Origin of the sequence: Nonomuraea sp. B12E4 (genome assembly GCF_039871825.1) — a bacterium.
GTDB lineage: Bacteria > Actinomycetota > Actinomycetes > Streptosporangiales > Streptosporangiaceae > Nonomuraea.
Genome location: NZ_JBDPME010000005.1, coordinates 302,236 through 325,038, shown reverse-complemented (window position 1 = coordinate 325,038; position 22,803 = coordinate 302,236). Strand labels below are relative to the sequence as shown.

27 protein-coding genes, 4 tRNA genes and 1 pseudogene are annotated in these 22,803 nt (G+C 71.2%); 15 read left to right on the top strand and 17 right to left on the bottom strand.

Translation table 11 applies throughout. The annotated features are described in order from the left end of the window. Window positions 1-31: 31 nt before the first annotated feature. From ABGB18_RS15205 to ABGB18_RS15190, 4 genes and pseudogenes are all read right to left on the bottom strand, one after another. Window positions 32-775, bottom strand: a complete 744-nt coding sequence (locus tag ABGB18_RS15205; protein ID WP_347696117.1) for an SDR family oxidoreductase — start codon at window positions 773-775, stop codon at window positions 32-34. A 44-nt stretch (window positions 776-819) separates the two neighbouring features. Beyond that, window positions 820-1,320 carry a hypothetical protein gene (locus tag ABGB18_RS15200; RefSeq protein WP_347696248.1) on the bottom strand — a complete coding sequence of 167 codons (501 nt, stop codon included), beginning with the start codon at window positions 1,318-1,320 and terminating at the stop codon, window positions 820-822. 164 nt (window positions 1,321-1,484) lie between these two features. Beyond that, a pseudogene (locus ABGB18_RS15195) lies at window positions 1,485-1,673 on the bottom strand (NAD(P)-binding domain-containing protein); the annotation flags it as partial. A 97-nt stretch (window positions 1,674-1,770) separates the two neighbouring features. Continuing rightward, window positions 1,771-2,028 (bottom strand): hypothetical protein, encoded by a 258-nt coding sequence (locus tag ABGB18_RS15190; RefSeq protein ID WP_347696240.1) that lies wholly within the window; start codon window positions 2,026-2,028, stop codon window positions 1,771-1,773. Window positions 2,029-2,039: 11 nt separating this feature from the next. On the opposite strand from ABGB18_RS15190, the gene ABGB18_RS15185 reads away from it, so the two are divergent. Continuing rightward, entirely contained in the window at window positions 2,040-2,402 is a 363-nt protein-coding gene (locus tag ABGB18_RS15185; protein ID WP_347696239.1) for a sulfotransferase family protein, read from the top strand. A 143-nt stretch (window positions 2,403-2,545) separates the two neighbouring features. On the opposite strand, the gene ABGB18_RS15180 is transcribed toward ABGB18_RS15185, so the two are convergent. Both ABGB18_RS15180 and ABGB18_RS15175 read right to left on the bottom strand, forming a co-directional pair. Further along, entirely contained in the window at window positions 2,546-2,854 is a 309-nt protein-coding gene (locus ABGB18_RS15180) for a MiAMP1 family antimicrobial peptide (RefSeq protein ID WP_347696116.1), read from the bottom strand. A gap of 191 nt (window positions 2,855-3,045) precedes the next feature. Next, window positions 3,046-3,120 (bottom strand) — tRNA-Val (locus ABGB18_RS15175). Between the two features lie 451 nt (window positions 3,121-3,571). Here ABGB18_RS15175 and ABGB18_RS15170 point away from each other — a divergent pair. Then, window positions 3,572-3,988: an SsgA family sporulation/cell division regulator gene (locus ABGB18_RS15170; RefSeq protein WP_103958541.1), complete on the top strand. Its 417-nt coding sequence runs from the start codon at window positions 3,572-3,574 to the stop codon at window positions 3,986-3,988. A 10-nt stretch (window positions 3,989-3,998) separates the two neighbouring features. Here ABGB18_RS15170 and ABGB18_RS15165 read toward each other — a convergent pair whose 3' ends face one another. Beyond that, window positions 3,999-4,481 (bottom strand): DUF305 domain-containing protein, encoded by a 483-nt coding sequence (locus ABGB18_RS15165; protein WP_347696115.1) that lies wholly within the window; start codon window positions 4,479-4,481, stop codon window positions 3,999-4,001. A 209-nt stretch (window positions 4,482-4,690) separates the two neighbouring features. On the opposite strand from ABGB18_RS15165, the gene ABGB18_RS15160 reads away from it, so the two are divergent. After that, window positions 4,691-6,085 carry a hypothetical protein gene (locus ABGB18_RS15160; RefSeq protein WP_347696114.1) on the top strand — a complete coding sequence of 465 codons (1,395 nt, stop codon included), beginning with the start codon at window positions 4,691-4,693 and terminating at the stop codon, window positions 6,083-6,085. 13 nt (window positions 6,086-6,098) lie between these two features. Here the strand turns inward: ABGB18_RS15160 and ABGB18_RS15155 are convergent, their stop codons facing one another. From ABGB18_RS15155 to ABGB18_RS15130, 6 genes are all read right to left on the bottom strand, one after another. Continuing rightward, window positions 6,099-6,611 carry a hypothetical protein gene (locus tag ABGB18_RS15155; protein WP_347696113.1) on the bottom strand — a complete coding sequence of 171 codons (513 nt, stop codon included), beginning with the start codon at window positions 6,609-6,611 and terminating at the stop codon, window positions 6,099-6,101. Between the two features lie 262 nt (window positions 6,612-6,873). Further along, window positions 6,874-7,704: an aminotransferase class IV gene (locus tag ABGB18_RS15150; protein WP_347696112.1), complete on the bottom strand. Its 831-nt coding sequence runs from the start codon at window positions 7,702-7,704 to the stop codon at window positions 6,874-6,876. Then, a complete protein-coding gene (locus tag ABGB18_RS15145; protein ID WP_347696111.1) occupies window positions 7,701-8,714 on the bottom strand; it encodes a chorismate-binding protein in 1,014 nt (337 codons plus the stop codon). Before ABGB18_RS15145 ends, ABGB18_RS15150 begins: the two co-directional genes overlap by 4 nt. 143 nt (window positions 8,715-8,857) lie before the next feature. Next, window positions 8,858-10,408, bottom strand: a complete 1,551-nt coding sequence (gene hutH / locus ABGB18_RS15140) for a histidine ammonia-lyase (protein WP_347696110.1) — start codon at window positions 10,406-10,408, stop codon at window positions 8,858-8,860. Between the two features lie 16 nt (window positions 10,409-10,424). Continuing rightward, window positions 10,425-11,132, bottom strand: a complete 708-nt coding sequence (locus ABGB18_RS15135; protein ID WP_347696109.1) for a winged helix-turn-helix domain-containing protein — start codon at window positions 11,130-11,132, stop codon at window positions 10,425-10,427. A gap of 47 nt (window positions 11,133-11,179) precedes the next feature. Beyond that, complete coding sequence (locus tag ABGB18_RS15130; RefSeq protein ID WP_347696108.1) at window positions 11,180-11,731, bottom strand: hemerythrin domain-containing protein; 552 nt, start codon at window positions 11,729-11,731, stop codon at window positions 11,180-11,182. Window positions 11,732-11,858: 127 nt separating this feature from the next. Here ABGB18_RS15130 and ABGB18_RS15125 point away from each other — a divergent pair, with 127 nt between their 5' ends. The 4 genes from ABGB18_RS15125 (at window position 11,859) to ABGB18_RS15110 (ending at window position 12,901) form a co-directional block, all read left to right on the top strand. Next, entirely contained in the window at window positions 11,859-12,581 is a 723-nt protein-coding gene (locus tag ABGB18_RS15125) for an SDR family oxidoreductase (RefSeq protein WP_347696107.1), read from the top strand. Window positions 12,582-12,662: 81 nt separating this feature from the next. Beyond that, window positions 12,663-12,734, top strand: a tRNA-Gly gene (locus tag ABGB18_RS15120). A 15-nt stretch (window positions 12,735-12,749) separates the two neighbouring features. After that, window positions 12,750-12,820 (top strand) — tRNA-Cys (locus ABGB18_RS15115). A 6-nt stretch (window positions 12,821-12,826) separates the two neighbouring features. Then, window positions 12,827-12,901: transfer RNA gene (locus ABGB18_RS15110), tRNA-Val, on the top strand. A 154-nt stretch (window positions 12,902-13,055) separates the two neighbouring features. On the opposite strand, the gene ABGB18_RS15105 is transcribed toward ABGB18_RS15110, so the two are convergent. Together ABGB18_RS15105 and ABGB18_RS15100 are read right to left on the bottom strand one after the other, a co-directional pair. After that, complete coding sequence (locus ABGB18_RS15105; protein WP_347696106.1) at window positions 13,056-14,042, bottom strand: amidohydrolase family protein; 987 nt, start codon at window positions 14,040-14,042, stop codon at window positions 13,056-13,058. Further along, entirely contained in the window at window positions 14,039-14,404 is a 366-nt protein-coding gene (locus ABGB18_RS15100) for a metal-sulfur cluster assembly factor (RefSeq protein WP_347696105.1), read from the bottom strand. The genes ABGB18_RS15105 and ABGB18_RS15100 overlap by 4 nt, the downstream gene beginning before the upstream one ends. A gap of 119 nt (window positions 14,405-14,523) precedes the next feature. Between ABGB18_RS15100 and ABGB18_RS15095 the strand changes: the two genes are divergently transcribed. Next, complete coding sequence (locus ABGB18_RS15095) at window positions 14,524-15,261, top strand: helix-turn-helix domain-containing protein (RefSeq protein WP_347696104.1); 738 nt, start codon at window positions 14,524-14,526, stop codon at window positions 15,259-15,261. A 59-nt stretch (window positions 15,262-15,320) separates the two neighbouring features. Beyond that, window positions 15,321-15,905 (top strand): DUF4291 domain-containing protein, encoded by a 585-nt coding sequence (locus tag ABGB18_RS15090; protein WP_347696103.1) that lies wholly within the window; start codon window positions 15,321-15,323, stop codon window positions 15,903-15,905. Window positions 15,906-15,958: 53 nt separating this feature from the next. On the opposite strand, the gene ABGB18_RS15085 is transcribed toward ABGB18_RS15090, so the two are convergent. Beyond that, the gene (locus ABGB18_RS15085) at window positions 15,959-17,197 is read right to left on the bottom strand and encodes an MFS transporter (RefSeq protein WP_347696102.1); all 1,239 of its coding nucleotides are present in this window, start codon (window positions 17,195-17,197) and stop codon (window positions 15,959-15,961) included. Between the two features lie 91 nt (window positions 17,198-17,288). Here ABGB18_RS15085 and ABGB18_RS15080 point away from each other — a divergent pair, with 91 nt between their 5' ends. The 3 genes from ABGB18_RS15080 to ABGB18_RS15070 all read left to right on the top strand — a co-directional run bounded on the left by ABGB18_RS15080 (window position 17,289) and on the right by ABGB18_RS15070 (window position 19,628). Continuing rightward, complete coding sequence (locus tag ABGB18_RS15080) at window positions 17,289-17,828, top strand: ABATE domain-containing protein (protein WP_347696101.1); 540 nt, start codon at window positions 17,289-17,291, stop codon at window positions 17,826-17,828. Window positions 17,829-17,904: 76 nt separating this feature from the next. Beyond that, entirely contained in the window at window positions 17,905-18,987 is a 1,083-nt protein-coding gene (locus ABGB18_RS15075) for an LLM class flavin-dependent oxidoreductase (protein ID WP_347696100.1), read from the top strand. 32 nt (window positions 18,988-19,019) lie between these two features. Then, window positions 19,020-19,628 (top strand): FMN reductase, encoded by a 609-nt coding sequence (locus ABGB18_RS15070; RefSeq protein WP_347696099.1) that lies wholly within the window; start codon window positions 19,020-19,022, stop codon window positions 19,626-19,628. A 48-nt stretch (window positions 19,629-19,676) separates the two neighbouring features. On the opposite strand, the gene ABGB18_RS15065 is transcribed toward ABGB18_RS15070, so the two are convergent. Then, complete coding sequence (locus ABGB18_RS15065) at window positions 19,677-20,585, bottom strand: superoxide dismutase (protein WP_347696098.1); 909 nt, start codon at window positions 20,583-20,585, stop codon at window positions 19,677-19,679. Window positions 20,586-20,787: 202 nt separating this feature from the next. Between ABGB18_RS15065 and ABGB18_RS15060 the strand changes: the two genes are divergently transcribed. From ABGB18_RS15060 to ABGB18_RS15050, 3 genes are read left to right on the top strand one after another with little or no spacing between them, the layout of a single operon-like run. Continuing rightward, entirely contained in the window at window positions 20,788-21,318 is a 531-nt protein-coding gene (locus ABGB18_RS15060) for a hypothetical protein (RefSeq protein ID WP_347696097.1), read from the top strand. A gap of 28 nt (window positions 21,319-21,346) precedes the next feature. Next, the gene (locus ABGB18_RS15055) at window positions 21,347-21,952 is read left to right on the top strand and encodes a cyclodeaminase/cyclohydrolase family protein (protein WP_347696096.1); all 606 of its coding nucleotides are present in this window, start codon (window positions 21,347-21,349) and stop codon (window positions 21,950-21,952) included. Then, entirely contained in the window at window positions 21,949-22,776 is an 828-nt protein-coding gene (locus tag ABGB18_RS15050) for a bifunctional 5,10-methylenetetrahydrofolate dehydrogenase/5,10-methenyltetrahydrofolate cyclohydrolase (RefSeq protein WP_347696095.1), read from the top strand. Before ABGB18_RS15055 ends, ABGB18_RS15050 begins: the two co-directional genes overlap by 4 nt. Window positions 22,777-22,803 lie beyond the last annotated feature (27 nt).

The following is a 22,803-nucleotide window of genomic DNA, read 5'->3' as shown; positions in this document are numbered from 1 at the left end:
GCGGTCAGCGCAGGACCGGTGCCACAGAAGATCAGCGGAGGTAGGAGGCGCCGTTCAGGTCGAGTACGGCGCCGCTGGCCCATTCGGCGGCCGGGGAGGCCAGGTACACGACGGCGGCCGCGATCTCCTCCGGCCGGGCCACCCGCCCGAAGGGGCTCTGCGCGCGGATCGCGTCGCCCCGGGGTGCCTTGAGGTGCTCGTTGGTCATGTCGGTCTCGACGAACCCGGGCGCGACGGTGGCCACCGCGATCCCGCGCGGGGCGAGGCTGATCGCGAGGGACTGGCCGAAGGCGTTCATGCCCGCCTTGCTGGCCCCGTAGGCCGGGCTGTCCGGCTCGCCGCGGAAGGCGCCGCGCGAGGAGACGTTGACGATCCTGCCGCCCTCGGGCATGTGCCGGACCGCGCACCAGGTGGCGTTGGCGGCGCCCACCAGGTTGACGTCCAGGGTGCGCCGCCAGGCCTGCTGCCACTCCTCGTAGGACATCTCGGTGATGGGGTGGGACAGGAAGACGCCGGCGTTGTTCACCAGGATGTCGATCCCGCCCAGCGTGCCGGCCGCCGCCTCGACCATGTCGCGCACCGCGCCGGGGTCGGCCAGGTCGGCCCGCACGACGGTGTGCCCCTGCCCGGGCAGCTCGCCGAGCAGGCCGTCGGCCTCCTTGGCCGAGTCCCGATGATGGATGGCGACCCGGTCTCCCTGGGCCGCGAACGCCACCGAGATCGCGCGCCCGATCCCTCTCGACGCGCCGGTGACAAGAACTCCACGTCCGCTCATCCGCCGCACCTTAGCAGCCCTTTCCCGGGGCGTTCGCGGAGGGTTCAGTGACGCCGTTCCGGCTCCCCGGCGGGCGCCCGCACGTCGGGCAGGCGGGTGAGCAGGTAGCGGGTCAGGCGGCGGCGCCCCATGTGCCGCAGGCTGGTGCACTTGAGCGAGGACGAGACGTCGGACGCGTTGCCGACGATCAGGTCGCGGGCGGCGCGCGGGCACGGCTCGGCGAACACCAGCTCGTAGGAGAACTCCGCCCACAGCGGCATCATCAGGTCACGCAGCCTGACCACGCCGTGGGCGTCGCCCACCGTACGGGCGACGCACCGCCGGACGAGTTCCTCGGCCTCCGCCCGGGGCACGGCGAGCAGGCCGCGGGTGACGCGGGCGACGGATTCGTAGCGTTCGCCCGCCTCCAGGTGCTCCTGGTGCATTTCGGGGCCGCGCGACAGCCAGTACCAGAACAGGTCCGACAAGGCCCGCAGGGGTTCGACGTGGACCTCCGGCGAGTTCCACTCGTTCTCCAGGTTCTCGGTGATGTGGTGGGCGACCACGGGCTCGCCGGGGCGGTGGTGGCGGACGACCGGGTGGAGGTAGTGGCCTTCGTGGGCGCGCCGGGCGTCGCTCTGGCTGATGCGGCCGACCGGTGCGGGAAGTACCGGTCGCTGTAGCGGGTGAACAGCAGGTTGGGGTCGTCCGGCAGCAGGGAGTTCCAGTCCATCCGGAGGTTGAGCTCGGGGTCGTCCCAGCCGGTGTGCTTCTTGTTGATCGAGATGAGCGTGCGATGGCGCGGGAAGGTGCGGAAGAACTGGCCCGGCGCGGAACCCGCCTCAAGGATCAGGTAGTTCCGCCCGGTCTTGCGCAGGAAGTACCCCAGCTGCAGTCCCGCCGGTCCGGCGCCGATCACCAGGTAGTCCAGGGGGTTGTCCGGCACTGACGCCTCCGTCACAGCGATGTGGTTGAACGGACAACATCAGTGTTGGCGGCCAATTCTCAGAGTTGTCTCAGAGATCCGGGCGGTGGCGGGCCAGCAGGGCGCGCTTGTCGGGCTTTCCGCTGGTGGCGACGGGCACGCCGGGCACCGTCACGATCGCCCGTGGCACGCTGTCCGCGCCGAGCTCGGCGCCCACCAGGGCGGCCAGCTCGCCGGGGTCGGGGGTGCGGCCCGGCGCGGGCACCACGAACGCGTGCACGGCCTCGCCGGTGGCCTCGTCCGGCGCGCCGGCCACGTACGCCTCGGCCACGTCGGGATGGGAGGTCAGGACCCGCTCGAATCGGCGCGGGCTTCGGCCGCACGGGCACCGCCTCGCTGAAGGCGGCGCTCGAACTACTGGGGTACGGTCCCTGCTATCACATGTCGGTGGTCATCGCCGAGCCCTACCGGGTCCGGCAGTGGCTGGAGGTGGGCGAGGGCCGCTCGCGCGACTGGGACACGGTGTTCACCGGCTTCCGGTCGGCGCTCGACTGGCCCGCCGCCGCCTACTGGCGCGAGCTGGCCGAGCACTATCCCGACGCCAAGGTCGTCCTCACCGTACGGGACCCGCAACGCTGGTGGGACAGCGTCAGCGCGACCATCTTCCGCAGCGCCCTGGCGGAACGGCAGCGGCTGGATTTCGCGCTAGAAATGCGACGTTGAGCTATAAAACAACCACCGTGTCGATAAACCACCACCGTTACCCAAATCAACCATCGTGGCGATAAGCGACCTTTGTGACATGAACAAAGAGCGGCGGCGCGATCCCGGACCGCCCGCCGCTTCTTCTCAGACCCGCCCCGGGATCAGCACACGATGAAGATGCTCTTCCAGCCGACCGGCGTGCGCTGCTCGGCGTTGCGGTCGGAGGGAAGCGTGAAATGCGCCACCCCCTGGGCGTTGGGCTGGTTGTACATGCGGCCGGACTGCCCGTCGCCGTACCACTTGTACGACCCGTTGAACGGGATGTTGGACACCCCGCAGGCGTCGAGGACGACGGACCTGCCGGTGAAACCGCGGCCTTCGTAGGCGATGTACTGGGAGGCGTGGGCGGCACCGGCGGTGATCGCGATGATCCCGGCCGCGATCGCGGGGGCGAGCAGGATTCTCTTCATGTGGCGCTCCTTCGGGTAAAGCGACTGCGCTTGCCACGGGACGCACCAATCCTGCGCGAAGAGTAATTGATCCAACACTTTCCGTGACGACAGGAACACGTCACTGGCCGCCTGATCCGACGGCTTCTCGCCGATTTCGCCCCTGACGATCAGAAAGGCCGTCTCCCCGTACAGGGAGACGGCCTGGGATGTGGTGGGCGATACTGGGATCGAACCAGTGACCTCTTCGGTGTGAACGAAGCGCTCTCCCGCTGAGCTAATCGCCCGCCCCGCCGGCTCCTTGCGGTGCCGACGGGGAAAACCATACCGCACTCTGGCACCTGCTGGCGAAGCGAAACCGGCGGGAGGGTCGCGGCGGGCCCAGCCAGAGGGATTCGGGCAAAACGCGGCGGTTGCCCACCGGCACACCGGGTGGGTGTCATACCATCGTCGTGTTCCGGGACGCTTCGATCGCGATCTTTTGGGGAGAAAACGTTCATGGTCGAGGTGCGCCGGGGCAGGATCCACAACACGCAAAACCCTTGCAAATACGACCCGATTGATGCCGTTTAGCCTGGTAGATGCCTAAATGTCCAGCTGTGATGTGCGTTACAGAAGGCCCCGGGAGCGGAATCTTTCCTACAGGTTTCTTCGTTCCGCGTCATAGCTCAGGACGAAGTCCGTCAGAGCAGTGAAAGCCCCGAAGAGGGGACCTACGACGAAAAGGTTTGGCTGACGATGAACAGCACCACCGTCTCCGCCGAGCTTGGCCTTCGGCTTGTGGTCCCCGACCGTACTACCGTCCCCCTGCTCGCCGGACTGAGTTACACAGCCGACGACCCGTACGCCATCCGCATGGCCTTCCACGTAGGGAACGACGAGCCGGTCGAGTGGATCTTTGCACGCGAGCTGCTGACCGTGGGCATCGTGCGGCGCGTCGGCGACGGCGACGTACAGGTCTGGCCCGCGCGCGCCGATGGCGAGCGCACGCTCCACATCAGCCTCACATCACCGTTCGGGCAGGCGCTCTTCGAGGTGCCGCTGGCCCCGCTCACCGAGTTCCTGCACCGCACCTACGAGAAGGTGCCGGCGGGCCGGGAGACCGACTACATGGACCTGGACGCCGAGCTGACCAACATGCTCTGGCCGTCCTGAGCCGGCTCTGTCAGGACGGCAGCGACTTCAGGGCGTCGGCCATGCGGGCGATCTCGATGCTCTGACCGGAATAGACATCCTTGGCCAGCAGCCGCATGCGCAGGTCACGGCCGGCCGCGAGCTCCTCGCCCGCCATCTTCACCGCCCCCTGGTGGTGCCGCGTCATGAGCCGCAGGAACATCCGGTCGAAGGCCGCGCCCCGGACGGCGCGCAGAGCGTTCAGCTCGGCCTCCGACGCCATGCCGTAGCCGGCCGCGCGCTCGTGCGCGTGCCCGGCGGGGGCCGGTCGGCCTAATTCGGCCAGCCAGGCGGTCATCGTGGTGATCTCCGGGGTCTGCGCCGCCGTGATCGAGCGCGCGAACGAGCGGATCAAGGCCGTGGTGGTACGCGCGTCGACCAGCGAGGTCATCTCCAGGGCCTGGCGGTGGTGCGGGATCATGGCCTCCGCGAAGCGCACGTCCGAGGCCACCGCCGGCTCGGGCGACCGACCCACCCGCTCCCCCGGTGCCGCCGTGCGGCCCGGGTCTCCCGGTCTGCCCGGCACGAGGACGGGTGCCCCCGTACCTACGGGAGAAATCTCCTCAGGCTGCTCAGAGCAGGCAACGAGGGAGAATGTAATCACAACTGTGATGAAGACCGTACGCATGCGTGAACCCGCTGGCATAGCTTCCATAGTGAGCTACGAGACAAAGGGGATGCGCGTTGATCTCTGCCAAGTTGCGCGGAGCGTTGTTGTGTACGGTCCTGTTACTGGTCTCGGCGTGCGGGTCGGGCCAGCAGCCGTCGGCCGGGACCTCGACGCCCACCACCGGATCGCAGGAGACCAGCGCCACGCCCAGCACGCCGGCCGCCGTCCCCTCCGGCGAGGTGATGACCAGCGACAACGTCAAGCTGGTCGCCACCATGCCGAAGACCGCCCCGCTCGACAAGGAGGGCGATCTCAACACGGATCTGGCCTTCCAGGGCGACTACGCCTACGTCGGCAACTTCGGCGGCTTCGCGATCTACGACATCAGCGACCCGGCCAAGCCCGTCCTCGTGAGCCAGGTGTCCTGCCCGGCGCAGCAGAACGACGTCACCATCTACGGCGACCTGCTGGTCCTGTCGATCGACGAGCCGCGCAGCAGCGAAAGGTGCGACTCGAACCCCGGAGAGCAGTCCTGGGAGGGGCTGCGGATCTTCGACGTCAGCGACAAGAAGAGCCCGAAGTACGTCGGCGCCGTCGGCACCGACTGCGGCTCGCACACGCACACGATGGTCCCCTCCGGTGACAGCCTGTACGTGTACGTCTCCTCGCCGGGCCCCGAGCCGGACTCGGAGACCTGCCCGCCACCCCACGAGCTCATCCAGATCGTGGAAATTCCGCTGAAGTCACCTGAGTCCGCAAAAATCGTGGCGAAGCCGGATATCTTCCCGGATCGCCAGATCTCCGACCTCGCCTCGGGCTGCCACGACATCACCGCCTACCCGGAGAAGAAGCTGGCCGCGGCCGCCTGCTTCGGCGACGGCGTGCTGCTCGACATCTCCGACCCGGTCAACCCCAAGGTGCTGCAGCAGATCACCGACAAGGAGAACTTCCAGATCTGGCACTCGGCGACGTTCAACAACGACGCCACCAAGGTCGTGTTCAGCGACGAGCTGGGCGGCGGCGGCCAGCCCACCTGCGACCGGAACACGCCCGCCACCAAGGGCGCGAACGCCGTCTACGACCTGGTGAACGACCGGCTGGAGCGGCGCAGCTACTTCAAGATCCCCAGGGAGCAGCAGCGGAACGAGAACTGCGTGGCCCACAACGGCTCCCTGATCCCGGTGCCGGGCAGGGACATCATGGTCCAGGCGTGGTACCAGGGCGGCGTGTCGATCTGGGACTTCACCGACTCGGCCGACCCCAAGGAGATCGGCTACTTCGAGCGCGGGCCGTTCCCGGGGGGCATGGGCATCGCCGGGTCCTGGTCGGCCTACTACTACAACGGCTACATCTACTCCAGCGACATACAGAAGGGTCTGGACGTCATCGAGATCAACGACCCGCTCACCGACCCGGCCAGGCAGGTCAAGATGGATGACTTCAACGTGCAGACCCAGAAGTCGTACTGAAGCCGGTCCGCGCTCACGTGGGCCAGCAGCGTGCCGACCGCGTCGCCGCGCCCGCGATGGCGGCGCCGTCGAGCCGCACCGCCTCCGGCCCGATGCCGGCCCACGGCCATTCCACGGTGAGCAGGAAGTGGTCGGGCGGCGGCAGCGGAAACAGCCACAGCGGCATCTGGTAAAGGGTGTATGCCGCGTCGCCGCGTACCCCTCCGGGGAACCACGACAGGCTCGGCGGCGCGCAGTGGCGGTCCATGTCGGAGGCGACCTCGCGGCCGTCGGGATAGCGCAGCGTGATGTGCAGGGAAGTGGCCTCCTCGCCGGAGAAGGCCGCGTCGAGCTGCAGCGCCAGGCCGCTGGGGGCGGTGGCGTTGCGGGCCACGACATCCATGTTTAGCAGGCAGCCGGAGTCGTAGACCTGGATCATCGGCAGCAGGACGGCCAGGGCCGTGGTGCGGGCCAGCACCCGCTCCACGGTGACGATCGCGCCCATCGTCGAGATCGGCGGTGCCGGAATGCCACCATCAGCACTCATCTGGGCTCACCCTGCGTCGGAGGCGATCCTTTGCGAAATCGTAACGCCGCAGAGTCAGGCCCGGAAAGCCGGACGCGACCCGGAACCCCCCACCGCCACCCGCGACGGTGCGCCCCCGGACGCGCGCTCACCTACGACCGGCTCGCCACGGCCCGCGCCCGGCGGCCGTCGGGACGGGCCGCCCGGTGCCGGCCGGCGAGGTCCGGGAGCGGCGATGCCCGAAGGCGGCGGCCCCACCGGGTGGGGTGGGGCCGGGGCGGGGTCAGGGGTTGAGGTCGGCGCTGGAGCGCTCGGCGAAGACGCGCATGGCCTTGGCGGTGATCGGGCCGGGCGCGATCGGCAGCTCCGTGTCGTCGACCCGCGCGATCGGCTGGATGTCACGCGTGGTCGAGGTCAGGAACGCCTCCTCGGCCTCGTAGAGGGCCGACAGGGGCACATCGGCCTCCTCGCCGCCGCACCATTCGAGCACCAGCGCCCGCGTGACGCCGGCCAGGCAACCGGACTCCAGGGTCGGCGTGATCAGCCGGCCACCGCGCACGATGAAGACGTTGGAGCCGGTGCCCTCGCACAGGTTGCCCGCCAGGTTGCCGAAGACGGCCTCCCCGCCGCCGCGCCGCTTGGCGTGCAGCAGCGCCTTGGCGTTGTCGCCGTAGGAGGTGCTCTTGACCCCGGACAGCGCGCCGCGCTCGTTGCGCGGCCACGGGACGACGGCGACGTCGGCCGTCCCCGGGAACGGCTTCTGCTCGTCCACGATGACGACGGAGGTGGTGCCCTGGTCGCCCCGGTCGGAGCCGAGCGGGCCCGGCCCGCTGGTGTAGGTGACCCGGATGCGGCCGAGCGCCCAGGCCGGAGCGGCCGCCAGGCACTTGGCGATGCCGTCGGCGATCGCCTCGACGTCCGGCTCGGGCAAGTCCATGCGCTGGGCGGAGAGCGTGAGCCGATCGAGGTGCCTGGTGAGCGCGAACGACTCGCCGTTCACGATCTTGATGGTCTCGAAGATGCCGTCGCCGACCATCAGGCCATGGTCGAACACCGAGACGGTGGCCTGCGCGGGGTCGATCAGCTCCCCGTTGACCCAGACCGGGATGTTCATTCAGTTCCTCCTGTGGATGCCAGTGCGATGAGCCTGGCTGCCTTGAGCTCGGTCTCGAGCCACTCCCGCCCGGGGTCGCTGCCCCAGGTGATGCCCGCTCCCGTGCCGAACCGGATCTCGCCTGCCGAGATCCAGAATGTTCTGATGCCCACGGCCAGCGCCGCCCTGCCTCGGTCGGCGTCTACCCAGCCCACGGCCCCACAGTACGGGCCGCGGGGGGCTGGTTCGAGCTCATTGATGATGCGCAGCGCCGACGACTTGGGTGCGCCCGTGACCGACCCCGGCGGGAACGTGGCCGCGAACAACTCCGGCCAGCCCGCTCCCGGCGCCAGCCGGGCCCGGACGGTGGAGACGAGGTGGACGAGCCCGGGATGCTCCTCGACCGCGCACAGCGACGGCACCTCGACCGAGCCGACGGCCGCGACCCTGCCGAGGTCGTTGCGGACCAGGTCGACGATCATGACGTTTTCCGCGTAGTCCTTCTCCAGCAGGTCGTCCGCGGTCGCGCCGGTGCCCTTGATGGGCCGGGACTCCACGACGTCGCCGTCGCGCGAGAGATAGAGCTCCGGCGAGGCCGACACCACGCTCAGCCCGGGAACCCGGATGACGGCCGCGTACGGTGCCGGGTTTCCGGCGGCCAGGCGGCCGGCCAGCGCGAGCGGGTCGGCGCCCGGCGGGACGGGGGCGGTCAAAATCCGGCAAAGATTCGCCTGGTAGACCTCGCCCCGCTCGATGTGGCCGCGGATCGCCCGCACGCCGCGCTCGTAGGCGGGCCGGTCGAGCGAGCTGCGCCACTGGTCGGGACGCGGCCCGTGCCAGGGATCGGCCGCCGCGGGCAGAGGCACCCGGCGCACCCGGTCGAACCGGGCGCACGTCACCTTGCCCTCATAGTCCACGACGACCGCCCACCAGCCCTCGCCGTCGAGCGCGGCCAGGTCGGACGTCACGTCGCGCAACCCGGTCGCCAGCATGTTGCCTAAATGGGCGAAACCGTCGTACACGCCTTCCATTCTCCCAGCACTCCGACCGGCTCCAGTGCGGCGGGTGGCGGTGTCTCGGGCAGGGCCGCGTACGCCCGCCGCACGGGAGCCGTCGCGGGCCCCGGCACCAGCATCACCCCCAGCCCGGCGGCGGCGAACCCGGCCCCTTGGCGTCAGGCGAGCGAGCCCGTGACGGACTCCGCCGCCGTCACCACGCCGCCGTCGGCCACCAGGCGGACGGCGGCGTCGATCTCCGGCGCGAGGAAGCGGTCGGGGCCGGGGGCGGGCACGGTCTCGCGCAGCGCCCTGACCACGGCCGCCGTGGCGGGCGCGGGCTCCAGCGGGGCGCGCAGGTCGAGCGCGCGGGCGGCGGTGAGCACCTCGACGGCCAGCACCCTGGTCAGCCCGTCCACGGACCTGCGCAGCTTGCGGGCGGCCGACCAGCCCATGGACACGTGGTCCTCCTGCATGGCCGAGCTGGGGATGGAGTCGACGCTGGCGGGCACGGCCAGGCGCTTCAGCTCGGAGACGATGGCGGCCTGGGTGTACTGGGCGATCATGTGGCCGGAGTCCACGCCGGGGTCGTCGGCCAGGAACGCGGGCAGCCCGTGGTTGCGGGCCACGTCCAGGAAGCGGTCGGTACGGCGTTCGGACATCGAGGCGAGGTCGGCGGCCACGACGGCGAGGAAGTCCAGGACATAGGCGACGGGCGCGCCGTGGAAGTTGCCGTTGGACTCCACCCGGCCGTCGGCCAGCACGGCCGGGTTGTCGATGGCGCTGGCCAGCTCCCGGCCGGCCACCGTGGCCGCGTGGGCGATCGTGTCGCGGGCTGCGCCGGCGACCTGGGGGGCGCAGCGCAGGGAGTAGGCGTCCTGGACGCGGGCGCAGTCCTCGGGGTCGCGGTGGCTGGCCATGATGCCGGAATTTTGCAGAATTTTCGTCATATTGGCGGCGGACAGTGCCTGGCCCGGGTGCGGCCGGAGCGCCTGCAGTTCCGGAGCGAACACCCGGTCGGTGCCCAGCAGCCCCTCCACGCTCATCGCGGCGCTCACGTCGGCGGTCCTGACGAGCCTGGTGAGGTCGTCGATGGCCAGGATGAGCATGCCCAGCATGCCGTCGGTGCCGTTGATCAGCGCCAGGCCCTCCTTGGCGGCCAGCTCGACGGGGTCGATCCTGGCCTGCTTGAGCGCCTCGGCGGCCGACTGGACGTTTCCGGGCTTGTCGCGGACGACGCCCTCGCCCATCAGCGTCAGCGCGACGTGGGCCAGCGGCGCCAGGTCGCCCGAGCAGCCGAGGCTGCCGTACTCGTGCACGACGGGGGTGATCTCCGCGCTGATCATCGCCGCCAGGGCCTTGGCCGTGGTCGGCCTGATGCCGGTGTGGCCGGTGGCCAGCGTGTGCAGGCGCAGCAGCATCAGCGCGCGTACGACCTCGGTCTCGACCTCGGGACCGTTGCCCGCCGCGTGGGAGCGTACGAGGGAGCGCTGGAGCCGGGCGCGCAGCGCCGGGTCGATGTGCCGGGTGGCCAGCGCCCCGAAACCGGTGGAGATGCCGTAGGCGGGCGTGAGGCTCTCGGCCAGCTCGTCCACCCGCTGGCGGGCCGCCGAGATGGCGGCCATCGCGTCGTCGGTGAGCTGCACGGGGGCGCCGTGCCTCGCCACCCTGATGACGTCGTCGAAGGTCAGGGGCTCCGGGCCGACGTTCACGACTCCGTTGTCGCGCATGATGTCTCTCTCGCTGCTAGGTAACCGGCGTATGCGATGTTAGCTCCTTACCGGGCAGAAGCTCCGCCAACCCCCGCCTGCCCTCGTCGGTGACGATCACCGCCCTGGGCATGGTCCCGCGCCGGTACCATCCCCGCTCCAGAAGCACCGCGGTGATCGCCGCCCCGAGCGCGCCGCCGAGGTGATACCTGCGCTCCGTCCAGTCCAGGCACTCGGGCGCGAACCGCCTCCTGGCCCGGCGCGCGCCCGCCACGTCCACGCCCAGCCGGGCCAGCAGCCGCTCCCCCGACTCCGTCAGATCCTGCGCCGCGTAGTGGCCGCCCTCCGTCAGCCGGTCCAGCAGGGCCACCCCGGCCCGTCCCGCCAGGTGGTCGTAGCAGGTGCGGGCCTCCTCCAGTTGCTTGGCCTGGCGCGACTGGCGTAGGGAGCGTACCGGCGGGCGGGTGCCCATCCTGGCCAGCACCTCCAGCACCTCGGCCACCTCGTGCCCGGCCAGCCGGTAGTAGCGGTGGCGGCCCTGGCTCACGACATCGACCAGCCCGCCAGCGAGCAGCCTGGCCAGATGGGCGCTCGCGGTGGCCGCGCTGACGCCCGCGAGCCTGGCCAGCTCGCCCGCCGCCAGCGGGCGGCCGCCGAGCAGGGCGGTGAGCATCGCCGCCCGGGTCGGGTCCGCGATGAGCGCGGCGACGGGCGCTATGTCCACGTCATGAGCGATGTACTCCATGCTCCCGACGGTAGTGCGCCGACGTTTCGGCTGGTGACGAAAGGTCGTCACTGCTTCCCGATGGCCTTGCGGATCACCTCCCGGGCCCGGTCCATCACCGCGAGCGGCGTGCCCAGCAGCACACTCATGGCGGCGCTCTCCGTACCGGGATGCGGGCGGATCGGCGCGAGCGCCTCGGCCGCCCGCACCGCCGCCGCCATCGCCCGGCGCTCGGTCACCGAGGTGCGCGCGCGCAGCGGGGCGAACTCGTGACGTTCCTCGTTGAGCGCGTGCTCCGCCACGGCGGTGCGCAACTCGGCGAGGCGGTCCCGGAACTCCGGGTGGTCCACCCCCGCCCGGTGCAGGCCCAGCAGGAGCCGCTTGGCGCGGTTCTCCTCGCTCAGCCGCTCGCCGACCACGCTCTCGCCGTCGCCGAGCTTCCAGCGCGCGTACGGGTGGACGATCTCCTCCTCGGCCGTCTCATGCACCGACAGCATCCGCGTCAACCGCTCGAACGCCGCTTCCACCTTGTCCGGCGGCGCCTGCTCCACCTCGTCGAACAGCTCCCTGATCCGGCCGTGCTGGGCCACCAGCACGTCGATCACATCGTTTTCCCCCACGTCAGGGCCCTACCCGGGGCTGGATGCGGCACGCGTCCCCTTACCGAACGCGAGCTGAACCCGGATGCAGGGATATGTGAGGGAGGCCCTGGTCTGGTCGGCGTGGCGGTGGCTAGAGTCGTGGCTCATGACAGTTGCCCTTGTGACGGGGGCCTCGCGCGGTCTCGGGGCCGCCGTCGCGCTCAGGCTGGCGGCGGACGGGCTGGCCGTCGCCGTCAACTACCGCAGTGACGCCGCCGGGGCGGCCCGGGTGGTGGACGCCATCCGGGCGGCGGGCGGGCGCGCCGAGTCGTTCGCCGCCGACGTCACCGACGAGGCCGAGGTGACGGGCCTGGTGACCGCCGTCGGCGAGCGGCTGGGGATGGTGACGGTGCTGGTGCTCAACGCGACCGGCCCCCAGCCGTCGATCCCGCTGCCCGACCTCACCTGGGAGGCCCAGCTCGACCAGCTCCGCTTCTTCGTCAAGAGCCCGACGCTGCTGGTGCGGGCGGTGCTGCCGGGCATGCGCGAGCGCGGCGGCGGGCGGGTCGTGCACATCGGCTCCGACATCGTGGACCGCAAGCTGCCGGGCATGTCCGCGTACATCGCGGCCAAGGGCGCCCAGCACGCGCTGGCGCGGGCGTGGGCGCGGGAGCTGGGCCCGTACGGCGTCACGGTCAACGTCGTCGCCCCCGGCTGGATCCCGGTGGAGCGGCACGACGGCCTCGACCGGAGCGATTACCTGGGGGAGGTGCCGCTGGGCCGGATGGGCACGCCCGAGGACGTGGCGGCGGCGGTGTCGTTCCTCGCCTCGGAGGGCGGCGCGTTCGTCACCGGGGAGCGCATCACCGTCAACGGCGGCCACACCTGACCTGGGCGGGCGTATTTCAGTTTGGGGACTGGGCCAGGATTCGCTAGAGTTCTCTCGTCGCCCAGCACCGTTGGGGCGGACGCGGAAGTGGCTCAGTGGTAGAGCATCACCTTGCCAAGGTGAGGGTCGCGGGTTCGAATCCCGTCTTCCGCTCGGAGCTTCCGGCTCGGTGGCGTGGCCGAGAGGCGAGGCAGCGGCCTGCAAAGCCGTCCACACGGGTTCAAATCCCGTCGCCACCTCTGCAAGGACGATTAGCTCAGCGGGAGAGCGCTTCCCTGACACGGAAGAGGTCACTGGTTCAATCCCAGTATCGTCCACCAGCTCCACCCCTCCACAGCCCCGGCTCCCCGGCCGGGGCTCTGTTCGTGCCGGGCCTCTGCGGCGTCAGGGACGCACTTGTGGAGCGCTGCTGGTGCCGGCCGGGCCGGGCGGCGTGGGATACGACGCCGCCCGGGTGCGGGGGCCATCGGGTTGCTACAGGCCGCGCACCGGAGCGGCAAGTCCGTGCAGGCGTAGCAGGTTCTCGCCCAGGATCTTGCGTTTGGCCTGGTCGGTGAGCTGCGGGTAGCCGTAGCCGTCGCACAGGTCCTGCGGGATCTGGAAGTCTCTGAACGCGCGCAGCGCCCACTGCGGGTGGAAGATCGGCGCCTCCGAGCCATAGATGATCTTGTCTTCGCCGCACCAGAAGAGCAGCTTGCCGATGATCTCGGCGAACATCCGGGGCGCCCGGACGATGAAGTTGATCGTGGCGGCGAGGTCGGCGTACAGGTTGGGGTAGCGGATGAGCTGCCAGCAGGTCTCGTCCAGGAACGGCAGGCCGACGTGGAAGATGACGAAGTTGATGTCGGGGAAGCCGGCGGCGGCCCCGTCCATGTCCCACGTCTGGGTGTGCTCGATCGGCTGCGGTCCGAGCGGCACGCCCTTGTGCACGCCGATCAGGTTGATGCCCAGGTCGCGGGCCTTCTCGAAGATGGGGAAGGCCACCCGCGGGTCGTCCATGCGCCACGGGTAGGGCGAGCCGTAGTCGTAGCGCACGTTGTAGAGCTTGAAGGCGCGCGCGTTGAACTCCCCCACCTGGCGTTCCATGAGGTCGAGCGCCTTGCGGCCTTCGAGCGGGTTGACCGTGCCCCAGAAGATCGTGCGGTCGGGGTCGCGGGCGGCCAGCTCGGCGCACTCCGTCCACGGCGACAGGCCGTCGTGGTAGAGGTCGGTGAGCGGCAGCGGCATCGCGACCAGCATGTCGGTGCCGGACTCCTCGAAGACCATGCGATGGATGTCGTCGATCGTCCACTGCCGCAGAAACTCCTCGGGCGGCAGCTTGGTCTCGCCCTCCGGGGTGAGGGTGGTGTGGAAGGCGTACAGGTGGTTGGAGAACATCCGGCCCGCCGGCCCGAGGGCGTTCTTGGCCTCGAAGTTGAAGACGTGGGCCACGCTGTCGAACACGAACATGTCGTCGATCATCGGAGTTCCTCCCTGATATAGGCCTCCCGGTCGGGCACCTGCGCGGGGGCGGGCAGGAAACGCAGCATGCGGGCCGCTCTCGGGGACAGGCGGTCCACCGTCCACGCCTCGTCCCAGACGACCTCGACCTCCGCCTCCCGGATGCCCGGCTGCTCCTCGATCCGGTCGCGTACCTCGGTGAGCACCCTGGCGGCGAACGGGCACCAGCCCGACGTCAGCAGCAGCTCCACCCGGGCCTTCTCCCCGGTCACCTCCACCGATCTGATCAGCCCCATCTCGACGACCGAGATGCCCTTCTCCCGGCAGCACGGGTCATAGACCCCGGACAGTGCCTCACTTGCCCACTGCGGTATCTCCGGCATGCCCTCATCGTCGGACGGGTGTGCCGCCTTGAACAGATCATCTCGGCGGCCGGATTTCACATCATGAACCTCCCTTCACGTAAGGTCACGAAGGCTGACCTCGCGTACATTCTTGGGTGATGACCGGCGAACCACCCAGCGATCTGATCCGCAGCGTCTCCCGCGCGCTCCGCGTGCTGGAGGAGGTCGCGCGGGCCGACCGGCCGCTGTCGGTCAAGGTCATCGCCCGCCGCTGCGGCCTGAACCTCTCGACCTCGTACCATCTGGTCCGCACCCTGTGTTATGAGGGCTACCTGCACCGGCGGCCCGACGGGGACTATCTGCTCGGCTCGCAGGTGGCCGAGCGGTACCACGAGATGCTGGAGGCGTTCGAGCGCCCGCCGCGCGCCTCCGTGGTGCTGCGGCACCTGGCCGAGACTTCCGGGCACACGGCTTACCTGGCGCAACTCGCCGACGGGCGACTGGTCGTGCTGGACGTGGCCGAGGGGCCGCGCTCGCCGTACCTGGAGGATCTGCAGGCGGGCCTGGAGACGGCGCCGCACGCGACCGCGCTCGGCAAGGCGCTGCTGCTGTCGCTCCCGTCCCGCGCCCGGCGCGGCGTCCTGACCGGGTACGGGCTGCGCCGCTTCACCTCCTCCACCCCGGCGAGCGTGGAGGACGTCGAGGAGGAGCTGTCGGGCCTGCGGCCGGGGCAGATGGTGGAGGAGCACGGGCAGTTCAGGGAGGAGGTGGCGTGCATGGGCGCCGTCGTGCCCGGCACGCAGTGGGCCGTCGGCATCTCCACCCGCGGCCTGGCGATCCCGCAGCCCGCCGCCGCCCGCCTGGCCGCCGCCATCCGGGACCTGGCACGAGCCTGAGCCGGACCCGGCGGTAAACCGGTTGCCGCCCGGTCGGGCCCCTCGCCAGGCTGGTCGGCATGAACGTGCCCTACCGGCAGATCCGAGCCACCTACACCGAGCGGTCGATCACCGTCTACCAGGCCTACCACGCCGCCATCGCGGCGCCCGCCGTCGCCGCGCGGCGCTTCGTACCGCCGTTCAAGCGGGAGCGGATGACGTGGATCAAGCCGTCGTTCCTGTGGATGATGTACCGGTGCGGCTACGCGACCAAGCCCGGGCAGGAGAGGGTGCTGGCGATCGAGCTGAGCCGGGAGGGGTTCGCGTGGGCGCTCGCGCACTCGTGCCTGAGCCATGACGACCGGCGCCCGGGGTGGGCCGAGCGGCTGCACCGCAGCCCGGTCCGCATTCAGTGGGACCCGGAGCGCGGGGTGCGGCACGAGGCGCTGCCGCACCGGTCGATCCAGATCGGGCTGTCCGGGGAGGCGGTCCCGCGTTACGTCGAGGACTGGACCCTCGGGATCACCGACGTCACGGACCGGGTGCGCGAGTTGCACACGGCGGTCCGCCGCCAGGCGGACGTGAGCGCGTTGCTGCCCGCCGAGCGGCCCTATCCCCTGGACGGGGAGCTCCTGGAGACGATCGGGGCGAGCGCACATGAGTGATCCTCTTCGGAGCCGGGCGGGCGCGCCCAAGTGGGTCTTCGGGCCCGCCGGCGTCAACGGGCTCTGAGCGGCCGGGGGGACAGCGGCACGGCCAGCAGTGACGCGGCCGCGGTGAGTGCCCACACCGCCTGCCAGGAGGTGAGCGCCAGTGCGATCGGGATGAGCAGCGGGGTGAGGCAGCCGACGCCGAAGAGCGTGGTACCGAGCAGGCCCAGCGCGGTGCCGGCCCGGCCCGGGCCCGCCATCTCGGCGATCTCCGTGTACGCGACCCCGTGCCAGGAGTTGGCCAGCAGGCCGCCGAGCGCGAGGGCGGCGACCGTGATCGGGGTGGGAGCACCGGTGAGCACGGCCGCGGCCGCCATGGCGACCCCGGTGAGCACGCCGATGGCGCGCAGGTGGGTGCGGCGGTCGCCGCCCCGGTCGGTGCGCCTCCCGGTCCAGATGCGGGCCGCCCCGCCGCCGACCTGGGCGATCAGGACCGTGACGCTGGCCAGGGCCGTGTGCCCGCCTTTCACGTCGTGCAGGAAGATGGCGGTGAAGGACAGGACGGCGAACTGGGGGACGGTCAGCAGGGCGCTGGACAGGGCCAGCCGCCAGACGTCCCAGCGCCGCAACGGGGAGCGCGTGTTCCCCGGCGCGACGCGTGGCGATGCCGGCTCGGGCGACCGGGGGCGGGGCGGGGGCTCGTGCAGCCAGCGCCAGGTTGCCGCCGCGGCCAGCAGGCAGAAGGCGGCGGGGGCCGCGTAGACCGCGCGGAAGCCGTACGTGTCGGCGAGCCAGGGCAGCAGGGCGACGCCGACCGCGCCGCCCGCCGGGATGGCCGTCTGGCGGATGCTCATGGCCAGGCCGCGTTCCCCGTCGGCGAACCAGGTCAGGATCGCCCGGCCGGAGGCCCCGTTGACGCTGCCGCCCAGGGCCCCGGCGAGCAGCAGGCACATGGCCAGCAGCGCGACCCCGGCGCCGTCGGCCGGGGTGACGGCCGTGGCCATCAGGGCCAGGAGGGCGCCGGTGGCGGTCAGGCCGGTGAGCAGGATGCGCCGGTCGCCGTACCGGTCCGTGAGCAGTCCCCAGACGATGTCCGAGGCGGCCACGCCCAGCCCCAGGCAGGCCAGCACCAGGCCGAGCGTGCCGGTGGACAGGTGGTAGCCGGAGCGCATCGCGATCCCGGTGACCGGAATGCCGGAGAACATCGCCGAGAAGCTGCCCTGCGCCCCGACGCCCACGGCCAGGACGACCCAGCGGTGCTGGGGCCCGCGCCGGTGGATGCCGCTATCGACGCTGGAGATGGCCACGAAAGCCCCCATTTCACGAAATAACCTGATTTGGCGGTTACTTACCTTGGCGGTGCCCCAAGTAACTTGTCAATCCGGTTACCGTGGGCTCGTGGACTTCATCTTCGTCAGCGGGAACCTCGGGCTCGACCTGGCCGGGACCGTCGGCCACCGGCGGGGCGCGCGCTTCGACATGCTGGCCACCCCGGAGGACCTGGCCCGCTGGACGGTCGCCGCCGAGCTCCTCGACGCGCCGCCCGCCGCCGGCGACGACGACCTCGCCGAGGCGGTGGCGCTACGCGAGGCGATCTACCGGCTGGCCTCGGCGGCCCGCACCGGGTCGGCGTTCGAGGCGGCCGACCGGCACCTGCTCAACGAGGCCGCCCGGCGCCCACTCGCGAGCGTCCTGCTCGGCGAGGAAGGGCTGGAGCGCGGCGGCGACGTGCGGGCCGCGCTCTCCAGCGCCGCGCGGGCCGCCGCGGAGCTGCTCGGCGGCCCGCGGGCCGCGCTGATCAGGGAGTGCGAGGCGGACCCCTGCACCCGGCTCTACCTCGACACCTCGCACCGGCGCACGCGACGCTGGTGCGACATGCGCGGGTGCGGCAACCGGGCCAAGGCGGCGGCGTTCCGGGCCCGGGCCCACCGGAGCTGACCATGATGGAATAACCGGGTACGCGCTGGCGCTACGGTAGCCGTCAAAGATTCAACAGTCATGGATGGTGACTAAAGTGCAGTTCGGGATCTTCAGTGTGGGCGACGTCACGACGGACCCCACCACGGGCAGGACGCCGACCGAGCACGAGCGGATCAAGGCGATGGTGGCCATCGCGCTCAAGGCCGAAGAGGTCGGGCTGGACGTGTTCGCCACGGGCGAGCATCACAACCCGCCGTTCGTGCCGTCCTCGCCGACCACCCTGCTCGGCTACATCGCGGCCAGGACCGAGCGGCTGACGCTGTCCACCGCCACCACGCTCATCACCACCAGCGACCCGGTGAAGATCGCCGAGGACTTCGCCATGCTGCAGCACCTGGCCGACGGCCGGGTGGACGTCATGCTGGGCCGGGGCAACACCGGGCCGGTCTATCCCTGGTTCGGCCAGGACATCAGGCAGGGCGTCCCGCTCGCCATCGAGAACTACGCGCTGCTGCACCGGCTGTGGCGCGAGGACGTCGTCGACTGGGAGGGCCGCTTCCGCACGCCGCTGCAGGGGTTCACCTCGACGCCGCGCCCGCTGGACGGGGTGCCGCCGTTCGTCTGGCACGGCTCCATCCGCAGCCCGGAGATCGCCGAGCAGGCCGCCTACTACGGTGACGGCTTCTTCGCCAACAACATCTTCTGGCCGAAGGAGCACTTCATGCGCCTGATCAGCCTCTACCGGCAGCGCTTCGCGCACTACGGCCACGGCACGCCCGAGCAGGCCATCGTGGGCCTCGGCGGGCAGGTGTTCATGCGGAAGAACTCCCAGGACGCGGTACGCGAGTTCCGTCCGTACTTCGACAACGCCCCCGTGTACGGCCACGGCCCCTCCCTGGAGGAGTTCACCGCGGAGACCCCGCTCACCGTGGGCAGCCCGCAGCAGGTCATCGACCGGACCCTCGAGTTCCGCGAGTACTTCGGCGACTACCAGCGCCAGCTCTTCCTGATGGACCACGCGGGGCTGCCGCTCAAGACCGTGCTGGAGCAGCTCGACCTGCTCGGTGAGGAGGTCGTGCCGGTGCTGCGGGAGGAGTTCGCCAAGGACCGGCCGGCCGAGGTGCCCGGCGCGCCGACCCACGCCTCGCTGCTCGCGGCCGGGTCCGTGAGCGCCTGACCACGTACGAACCGCGGAAGGAGATCCCGCCCATGAAGCTCGTCGTCGTCACGGCCGGCCTGACGCAGCCCTCCGCCACTCGCCTGCTGGCCGACCGCCTGACCGAGGCGGTGACCCGGCGGGTGACGGAGGAGGCGGACGTCCATGTGGTCGAGCTGCGCGAGCTGGCCGTGGACATCGCCAACAACTTCGTCACCGGCTTCCCCAACGCCAGGCTGCGCGCGGAGATCGAGGCGGTGGCGGAGGCCGACGGCCTCATCGCGGTCACGCCGATCTTCAGCGGCTCCTACAGCGGCCTGTTCAAGTCGTTCTTCGACGTGATCGACAACACCGCGCTGGCGGGCAGGCCCGTCCTGCTGGCCGCCACCGGCGGCACGCCCAGGCACTCGCTGGCGCTGGAGCACGCGTTGCGCCCGCTGTTCGCCTACCTGCGCGCCATCGTGGTGCCGACCGCCGTCTACGCGGCGGCGGAGGACTGGGGCGGCGGGGGTGACGCCTTCACCGACGGACTGGGCGAGCGCATCGCCCGCGCCGCCGAGGAGCTGGCCGGGCTGCTGCGCGGCCGCGAGCCGGGTCCCAAGGCCGAGGAGGAGCTCGTACCGTTCGAGGAGCGGCTCGCGGCGCTGCGCCCGGCGCCATAGAGCCGGCGGGGCCGCCCCGGCGCGGGTGCCGGGGCGGCGGAGCCGGGGTCAGGACTTGATCGCGACCACGGAGTAGGCGGTGTCCGGGGTCGGCGGGGTGGTGAAGCGCGCGTTGGGCAGGTAGAGGCGGTGGCCGTAGGCGGCGACCGTCGTGGGGACGTCGAACCGGGGGTCGGTCAGGCGCCGCACGATCTTGCCTGATCCGCCGTCGCGGGCCAGGCCGATCACGGCGATCGTGTTCAGCCGGTTCTGCACGGCGTACAGGGTGCGGCCGGACAGCAGCAGGCCGTCGCCGTTGGTCAGCGGCTCGCCGCCCAGGTCCACCTCGGTGGCGACGCCGGAGGACGGGTCGACCTCGAACAGCTTGCCGGTGTTGGACTGGACGACCAGCAACGACCGGCGGTCCGGGCTGGGGGCGATGCCGTTGGCGTTGTTGCCGGTGGTGTACTGGATGTCGCCGCTGAGCGGGATCTTGACGGCCTCGGCGGGCAGCGAGCCCTTGCGGCCGAGCTCCAGCTTGTACAGGACCGGGTTGGCGGAGTCGGTGAAATAGGCGGCGTCACCGACGAGGATGACGTCGTTGACGAACGAGGTCCCGGTGGCCAGCGTGTACGTCTTGAGCACCGCCCCGGTACGCAGGTCGATCACCCGGGCGTCGCCCCCCGTGCCCCCGGCCACGAACAGCCGCCGCCCGTCCGTCTTGACCCCGAGCGAGGGCGTGCCGGGCCCCTCGCTGAAGACGGTCCCCTTCCCGGTACGCAGGTCGGCCCGGTAGATGTCCCCGGTCAGCCGGGAACCGAAGTAGGCGAACGGCCCCGGACCGATCGCTATCCCCTCCGGCTGGAACCCGTTGGGCAGCGGGAACGTGTCGGGCTTGGATGCGGCCTGGGCAGGCACGCTGCCGAGCAGGACCACGACTAATGCGCTGAGTGCGGTCTTCAGGATCGCGGATCTCATGCGGCCCACGATGCCCCCCGGCCGGGAGCGCCGCAAAGACCCAGAAAGGGCTTCACAGCGAGTTCTCAGAAAGGCCTGTGAGGCCGTGCCGGGAACGAAGGGGCGGCGCTCGTACCGGCGCCTGACCCGATTCCAGGACCATCCGCGGGGACGGATCCCACTGGGGTAGGTTGGCATTAATCGAACAAACGGGGAATGAGTCATGTCAAATGCTGCCCGTCACGTTCTGGGAGTGGTCGCGGGGCTGCTGATCCCTCCCCTGATCGCCGCCGGGCTGTGCTACGGCGTCGGCGAGTTCCAGTTCCAGCGAGGTGCGGCGTTCACGTTCTCCTGGCTCGGGCTGGGCGTGATCGTGGTGTCGGCGATCGTGCTCGCCTTCCTGGCCGGTTCGCGCCTGTCACCCATCGCCTCCCTCCTCGGCGGGCTGGGCTTCACCGCGCTGGGCCTCATGGCGCTGCTGGAGATGCTCGGCACGCGGCTCCTGCCGGAGGACGGGTGGCTGCCCGGCGTCCTCATGGTGGGCTTCCAGACGGTGGCCTACTCGGGCTGGCTGCTGTTCATCGGGGTGACACTGCTGATGACCTCGCTGTTCCCGTCCCGGTGGCGGGGCGGGCGCGAACGCGAGCTCTACTCGCCGTCGTACGACCCGGGGCCGGCGTACGGTTCCGAGCCGTCGCCGTTCCTGCCGGACAGGGATCCCAACGACATCACGCGGCCGATGCGCCGCGAATGAGCGCCGCCTGGCCTGGCAGAATGCGGGCATGCGCGACTCGAGGATCGTCGATTTCCTGGCCGAACTGGCCGACAAGGTGCCCGCGCCAGGGGGCGGCGCGACGGCCGCCCTGCATGCGGCGCAGGCCGCCGCGCTGCTCGGCATGGTCGCCCGCTACACCACCGGGGAGAAGTACGCCGCGCACGCCGAGACCGTCGTCGCCGTGATCGGCGAGACCGACACGCTGCGGGCCCGGGCACTGCGGCTGGCCGAGGAGGACGCGGCCGCGTTCACCGCGGTCACCACGGCCTACCGGCTGCCCAAGGGCGAGGAGCGCGGCGCCGCCATCGCCGAGGCGCTGGCGGGGGCGGCCGAGCCGCCCGCCCGGGTGGTCGAGACCGCCACGCGGGTGATCGAGCTGTGCGAGTCGCTGCTGCCGATCGCCAACCGCAACGTCGTCACCGACGTGGCCGCCGCCGCGGAGGCCGCCCGCGCGGCCCTCACCACGGCCAGGGTGAACGTCGAGGTCAACCTGGGAGGCATCAGGAGCGAGCCGGTACGCGAACGGCTGAACATCCGCGTCGCGGGCGTGGACGCGGCCGTCGCCAGGGCAGAGAGGGTCACCGCCGAGGTACGCGAGGAGATCAACCCGTGAAGACTCTGACCGGCAAGGACCTGGCCGCCGCCATCAGGGCGCAGACCGAGACCGAGGCGGCGGCGGGCCCGCAGCCGCGGCTGGCCGTGGTGGTGGCCACCGCCGACGAGGCGAGTCTGTGGTACGTGCGCTCGATCGCCAAGGCCGCGGCCGGCGTGGGCATCGACTGCGACGTGGTCGACCTCGGCCCGCGGGCCACGGCCGAGCAGATCGGCGAGACGCTGTCCAGGCTCAGCGCCGACGCCCAGGTGCACGGCGTGATGCTGCAGACGCCGCTGCCCGAGGGCGCCTCGGCGCAGCGGCTGGCCGCGGCCATCGACCCGCGCAAGGACGTCGACGGCGCCAACCCGCTGTCGCTCGGCCGGCTGGCGGCCGGGCTGCCCGCGTTCCCGCCCGCGACGGCGGCGGCCGTGCTGGCGCTGCTCGACCACTACGAGGTGGAGCTGGCCGGTCGGCGGGCCGTGGTGGTCGGCCGCTCGACCGTGGTCGGCAAGCCGGTGGCGCACCTGCTGCTCGACCGGCACGCCACGGTCACCGTCTGCCACTCGCGTACCCGCGACCTCGCCTCGGTGACCGCCGGAGCCGAGGTGCTGGTCGCGGCGGTGGGCAGGGCGGGGCTGATCGGCGCCGATCACGTGGCGCCGGGGGCGGTGGTGATCGACGTCGGCACCAATCCCACCGACGAGGGCGGGCTGAGCGGCGACGTCGACTTCGACGCCGTCGCGGGCGTGGCCGGGGCGCTCACCCCGGTGCCCGGCGGGGTCGGCCCGGTGACGACCGCGCTGCTGCTGCGCCACACCGCCAGGGCGGCGAACCTGCCGTGACCCACTGCGAACCTGTCGAGACCCGCG

Excerpts from the sequence above, each read along its gene's own strand:
- ABGB18_RS15205 (WP_347696117.1), bottom strand. The coding sequence starts at position 775 with ATGAGCGGACGTGGAGTTCTTGTCACCGGCGCGTCGAGAGGGATCGGG.
- ABGB18_RS15180 (WP_347696116.1), bottom strand. The coding sequence starts at position 2,854 with ATGAAGAGAATCCTGCTCGCCCCCGCGATCGCGGCCGGGATCATCGCG.
- ABGB18_RS15170 (WP_103958541.1), top strand. The coding sequence starts at position 3,572 with ATGAACAGCACCACCGTCTCCGCCGAGCTTGGCCTTCGGCTTGTGGTC.
- ABGB18_RS15155 (WP_347696113.1), bottom strand. The coding sequence starts at position 6,611 with ATGAGTGCTGATGGTGGCATTCCGGCACCGCCGATCTCGACGATGGGC.
- ABGB18_RS15150 (WP_347696112.1), bottom strand. The coding sequence starts at position 7,704 with ATGAACATCCCGGTCTGGGTCAACGGGGAGCTGATCGACCCCGCGCAG.
- ABGB18_RS15145 (WP_347696111.1), bottom strand. The coding sequence starts at position 8,714 with ATGGAAGGCGTGTACGACGGTTTCGCCCATTTAGGCAACATGCTGGCG.
- hutH (WP_347696110.1), bottom strand. The coding sequence starts at position 10,408 with ATGCGCGACAACGGAGTCGTGAACGTCGGCCCGGAGCCCCTGACCTTC.
- ABGB18_RS15135 (WP_347696109.1), bottom strand. The coding sequence starts at position 11,132 with ATGGAGTACATCGCTCATGACGTGGACATAGCGCCCGTCGCCGCGCTC.
- ABGB18_RS15125 (WP_347696107.1), top strand. The coding sequence starts at position 11,859 with ATGACAGTTGCCCTTGTGACGGGGGCCTCGCGCGGTCTCGGGGCCGCC.
- ABGB18_RS15105 (WP_347696106.1), bottom strand. The coding sequence starts at position 14,042 with ATGATCGACGACATGTTCGTGTTCGACAGCGTGGCCCACGTCTTCAAC.
- ABGB18_RS15100 (WP_347696105.1), bottom strand. The coding sequence starts at position 14,404 with ATGCCGGAGATACCGCAGTGGGCAAGTGAGGCACTGTCCGGGGTCTAT.
- ABGB18_RS15095 (WP_347696104.1), top strand. The coding sequence starts at position 14,524 with ATGACCGGCGAACCACCCAGCGATCTGATCCGCAGCGTCTCCCGCGCG.
- ABGB18_RS15090 (WP_347696103.1), top strand. The coding sequence starts at position 15,321 with ATGAACGTGCCCTACCGGCAGATCCGAGCCACCTACACCGAGCGGTCG.
- ABGB18_RS15070 (WP_347696099.1), top strand. The coding sequence starts at position 19,020 with ATGAAGCTCGTCGTCGTCACGGCCGGCCTGACGCAGCCCTCCGCCACT.
- ABGB18_RS15065 (WP_347696098.1), bottom strand. The coding sequence starts at position 20,585 with ATGAGATCCGCGATCCTGAAGACCGCACTCAGCGCATTAGTCGTGGTC.
- ABGB18_RS15060 (WP_347696097.1), top strand. The coding sequence starts at position 20,788 with ATGTCAAATGCTGCCCGTCACGTTCTGGGAGTGGTCGCGGGGCTGCTG.
- ABGB18_RS15055 (WP_347696096.1), top strand. The coding sequence starts at position 21,347 with ATGCGCGACTCGAGGATCGTCGATTTCCTGGCCGAACTGGCCGACAAG.